The sequence below is a fragment of the Guyparkeria sp. genome, from assembly GCF_041687595.1.
In the GTDB taxonomy this organism is placed as follows: domain Bacteria; phylum Pseudomonadota; class Gammaproteobacteria; order Halothiobacillales; family Halothiobacillaceae; genus Guyparkeria.
Genome location: NZ_JAWLBP010000078.1, coordinates 1 through 4,445 on the forward strand (window position 1 = coordinate 1; position 4,445 = coordinate 4,445).

Genomic DNA, 4,445 nt, shown 5'->3' on the forward strand with positions numbered 1-4,445 from the left:
CACCAGGCCCTCCGTGCCAATGCCGATGGACAGCGCCTGTCCAGTCAGAAGGGTGTGCTCCCGGGCGAGTTCGATCTGGCCGGCCAGCTGGCGCGCGGTCTGTTCGAGACTTCGACTGCCGAGTTGGCTCATGGACAGCACGCCGACGCTGGCAACCACGCCGATGATGAACATCACGACCAGCAGTTCGATCAGGGTGAAGCCGGCGGGGTGGGCGCGAAGGCTCGGCATCGGTGTCTTTTAGAATTCGTCCAGGTTCCAGTTGCCGATTTCGCCCTCGATCCCGTCACCACCGCGGCGCCCATCGGCGCCGTAGCTGAAGATGTCGAGGTCGCCATGTCGCCCGGGGTTCAGATACTGATACGGGTTCCCCCAGGGGTCTTGCGGCAGGCGATCCATGTAGCCTCCCTCGCGGTACTGCGTGGCTTCCGGGCCGCTGTTCGGGCGCTCCACCAGCGCTTCCAATCCCTGGTCGGTGGTCGGATACCGGAAATTGTCCAGGCGGTAGAGATTCAGGGCGCTTTCAAGGGTGCGGATGTCCTGTTTGACCTTGGTGATCCGGGCGTCATCCGGGCGATCCATCACGCGGGGGACCACGATGGCGGCGAGGATGCCGAGGATGACAACCACCACCATGATCTCGATCAGGGTGAACCCTCGTACACCTCGGAATCCATTGCGCGCAGGGTGGGCAGAGCGGGTATCTTGCATGTTCAGTTCACCAGCTGGTTGAGTTCGAAGATCGGTAGCAGGATGGCGAGCACGATCGTCAGGACGACGCCGCCCATGGTCAGGATCAGCAAGGGTTCGAAAAGGCCCATGCTGACGTTGATGCGGGATTCGACCTCCTGTTCCTGGTTCTCGGCGGCCCGTTCCAGCATCTCGGTGAGCCGCCCGCTGGACTCGCCGCTTCGGATCAAGTGTACGATCACCGGCGGGAAGTATCCCGTCTCTTCCAGCGCCTGACCAATGCTGCGGCCCTCGCGGATTCGCAGCGAGGCTTCCTCCACCGCGGCGCGCATGGGACGGTTGCCGATGACCTCTGCCCCGGTTCGGAGCGCTTCGAGGAGGGGCACCCCGCTGGCGGCCAGGATGCTGAGGGTGCGCGCGAAGCGGGCGGTGTTGATCCCCCGCACGAGGCGGCCGACTAGAGGCAGGCGCAGTAGCATCCGGTCGAAACGCATGCGTGGTCCCGGTTTTCGCAGCCAGCGGGCCATCAGCGCCACGAGCACGCCCAGGGCGATCAGCGCGTACAGACCGTATGCCCGCAGGAGGTCACTGGTGCTGATCAGCAAGCGCGTCAGTGTGGGCAACTGCTGGTCCAGGCCATCGAAGACCTGTACCACTTCGGGTACGACATAGACGACCAGGCCGACCGTCACGCCGAGTGCCACCAGGGTCAGGATGACGGGATAGATCAGGGCGAGCATGACCTTTTGCCGCAACGCGTGGCGATTCTCGAGGTATTCGGCCAGGCGTTCGAGTACCAGGTGCAGATGCCCGGAGGCCTCGCCGGCGGCGATGGTGCTGCGGTAAATCTCGGGGAACACGCGCGGAAATCCGCCGAGTGCCTGGGCCAGCGAGTGCCCCTCCATGACCCGGGTGCGCACGGCGCTCAGGATGTTGCGTACCTTTGGTTTTTCGGACTGTCTTGCGACGGTCGCCAGCCACTCCTCCACGGGCAGTCCGGCGCGCGCCAGCGTGGCCATCTGGCGCGTCGCGAGTGCGAGGTCGAGCGCGCTGATGCCGCCGGCCACGCGTCCCGAGGAAGTTCGGCTACCCCGCGTGGCCGCCGAGGACTCGACGATCTCGTGCAGGTCCAGTGGGGTCAGGCCTTCGCTGCGCAACTGGGATCGGACGCTCCGGGCCGTGTCCCCCTCGGTCACGCCCTTGTGGGTCTTGCCGGCGGCGTCCAGTGCCTGGTATTCGAAGGCGGGCATGACCTAGCCCTCCTCGGTGACGCGCAGCATTTCCTCGAGGCTGGTCGTGCCGTCGAGAACCCGGCGGCAGGCATCGGCGCGCAGGCTGACGCTGTTTTCGCGCGCGGCCCGGACCATGGCCTGCTCGCTGGCATTCTCGTGAATGAGCGTGCGCAGGCGCTCGTTCACTTCCACCAGTTCATAGATGCCGCTCCGGCCCCGATAGCCGAGGTCGTTGCAGGCCGGGCAGCCTTGCGCACGGTAGATGGTGGGAGGCGGGGTGGAGGCGACACCCAGCAGCTCGCATTCCCGCGGCGATGCCGGGTGAGGTTCACGGCAGTGCTTGCAAAGGACCCGTACCAGCCGCTGGGCGAGAATCCCGTTCAGGGTCGAGGACAGAAGAAAGGGTTCCACGCCCATGTCGCGCAGCCGCGTGATGGCACCGATCGCGGAGTTGGTGTGCAGCGTCGAAAACACCAGGTGACCGGTCAGGCTCGCCTGGACCGCGATCTGGACGGTATCGACATCACGGATCTCGCCGACCATCACGACATCCGGGTCCTGGCGGAGGATCGCACGCAGGCCGCGGGCAAAGGTCATGTCGATGCGGCTGTTGATCTGGGTCTGTCCGATGCCGTCGAGGTAGTACTCGATCGGGTCCTCGACGGTCAGGATATTGCGGCTGCGGTCGTTGAGCCGGGTCAGCGCCGCGTAGAGCGTCGTCGTCTTGCCCGAGCCGGTGGGGCCGGTGACCAGCACGATGCCGTGCGGCCGGGTGACGATCCGTTCGAGTGTGGCATGGGTTTCCGGCTCCATGCCCAGGTGGGTGAGGTCGAGGCGACCGGCCCGTTTGTCCAGGAGTCGCAACACCACCCGTTCACCGTGCCCCGAGGGCAGGGTGGAAACCCGTACGTCCACGGGGCGTCCGGCGACCTTGAGAGAGATGCGTCCGTCCTGCGGAAGTCGCTTCTCGGCGATGTCCAGCCGTGCCATGACCTTGATGCGCGAGACGATGAGCGGCGCAAGCCCCGCAGGCGGGGTGAGTACCTCGCGCAAGACGCCGTCCACGCGCAGCCGGACGGCAAGTCGGCTCTCGAAGGGTTCGATGTGGATGTCCGATGCGTTTTCCCGCACGGCCTCGGTCAGCAGCGCATTGATGAGCCGGATGATCGGGGCGTCATCTTCCGCCTCCAGAAGGTCCTGCGGCTCGGCGAGGGATTCCGCGACGCTGGACAGGTCGAGGTTGTCGTCGAGCCCTTCCATCGATTGCATGGCCCGCGAGCTCGAGGATTCGTAGCGCTCGCGCAACCGCTGCTCAAAGGTCTGTTCATCGACCGTTTCCAGGGTCAGCGGCTCGGGGCTGCGCCGGCGAAGTTCCAGGAGCCCTTGCGGGTCGGCGTTGCGGTGCAGAAAGACCTGGCGCCTGCCCTCGACGACATCACCCGGCACGGCGCCGACCCGGCGAGCGAACGTGTAGCTCACCGCCAACGCGTCGGTTGCCGGCGCGCCGTAGGCGTTCGGGGCGTCCGGCACATTTTCCCGGGTCGCCCCCGCGCTCATGGCCTGGGAACCTTCGTCCATTCAGTTGCCATGACCATGGACATCGTCGAAGCTGGGCGGAAGCTGGGTCAGGCGTTCCCATTCCGGCAGGGTAGGGCTGCTTTGGCGCTTGGAGCGCACCTGCTCGCGCAGTTGCTCGCCACGGATGAAACTGTATTTCTCGCTGGTCAGCTCGGCGCCGCGGGCGCCGTCCCGGACGATGCGAGGATGCAGGAACACCATGAGATTCCGCTTTTCGGTCTGGTTGCGATCCGCCCGAAAGAGCCGTCCGATCCCGGGCACGCTGCCCAGCCCCGGCAGGCGCGACTCGCTGTCCGTTTGCTGTTCTTCGATCAGGCCGCCGAGCACCAGCATGTCGCCGTCATCGATGAGGACGTGCGTCTTCAGTGTCCGGGTGTTGGTGATCAGGTCAGCGGCTCCGGTCGTGCCCGGCGCCAGCTGCGAGACCTCCTGTTCGATCTCCAGGCGCACGGCATTGCCCTGGTTGATCTGAGGCCGCACGCGAAGTTTCACCCCGACATCCTCGCGACGAATCGTGTCGAAGGCCTGGCCCGAATCCTCGATCGAGCGTCCGACGACGAACGGAACGTTCTGGCCCACCACGATCTCGGCTTCCTCGTTGTCCAGCGTCAGGAGGCTGGGGGTGGACAGGATGTTGGTGGAGCTGTCGCGTTGCAGCATGTTGACCAGGGCGGCGATCTGGGTGCTTCCGGTCGTTCCCACGCCCCCGGCGGTCAGGCCGTCACCGAAGCTCGGGGGAGACGCCACGTCTCCGTCAAGGAATGCCTCCACGCCCGCGGCGAGGTCGAGGATCCCGCCTGACGCGCTCCCGGAAAAGTTGAGGACACCGGCGACGCTGTTTCCGATGGCTCCCCACTGCACGCCGAGATCCTGTACGCGATCCGACGAGACCTCCGCGATGACGGCTTCGACCAGGACTTGCGCTCGCCGGATGTCGAGCTGGTC

4 protein-coding genes and 1 pseudogene are annotated in these 4,445 nt (G+C 65.9%); all 5 read right to left on the reverse strand.

From position 1 onward, the window contains the following. A partial coding sequence (locus tag ACESL5_RS09355; protein WP_372592514.1) for a Tfp pilus assembly protein FimT/FimU occupies positions 1–231 on the reverse strand: 231 nt, incomplete at its 3' end. Positions 232–240: 9 nt separating this feature from the next. Beyond that, on the reverse strand, positions 241–711 hold the full coding sequence (gene gspG, locus ACESL5_RS09360) for a type II secretion system major pseudopilin GspG (RefSeq protein ID WP_372592515.1): 471 nt from the start codon (positions 709–711) through the stop codon (positions 241–243). 2 nt (positions 712–713) lie between these two features. Further along, on the reverse strand, positions 714–1,940 hold the full coding sequence (gene gspF, locus ACESL5_RS09365) for a type II secretion system inner membrane protein GspF (RefSeq protein WP_372592516.1): 1,227 nt from the start codon (positions 1,938–1,940) through the stop codon (positions 714–716). 3 nt (positions 1,941–1,943) lie between these two features. Beyond that, a complete protein-coding gene (gene gspE / locus ACESL5_RS09370) occupies positions 1,944–3,500 on the reverse strand; it encodes a type II secretion system ATPase GspE (protein ID WP_372592517.1) in 1,557 nt (518 codons plus the stop codon). Then, positions 3,501–4,445 (reverse strand): annotated as a pseudogene (locus tag ACESL5_RS09375) (type II secretion system protein GspD); the annotation flags it as partial.

Bases quoted from the DNA above. Each gene is read 5' to 3' on its own strand.
- gspG (WP_372592515.1), bottom strand. From the start codon at position 711: ATGCAAGATACCCGCTCTGCCCACCCTGCGCGCAATGGATTCCGAGGT.
- gspF (WP_372592516.1), bottom strand. From the start codon at position 1,940: ATGCCCGCCTTCGAATACCAGGCACTGGACGCCGCCGGCAAGACCCAC.
- gspE (WP_372592517.1), bottom strand. From the start codon at position 3,500: ATGGACGAAGGTTCCCAGGCCATGAGCGCGGGGGCGACCCGGGAAAAT.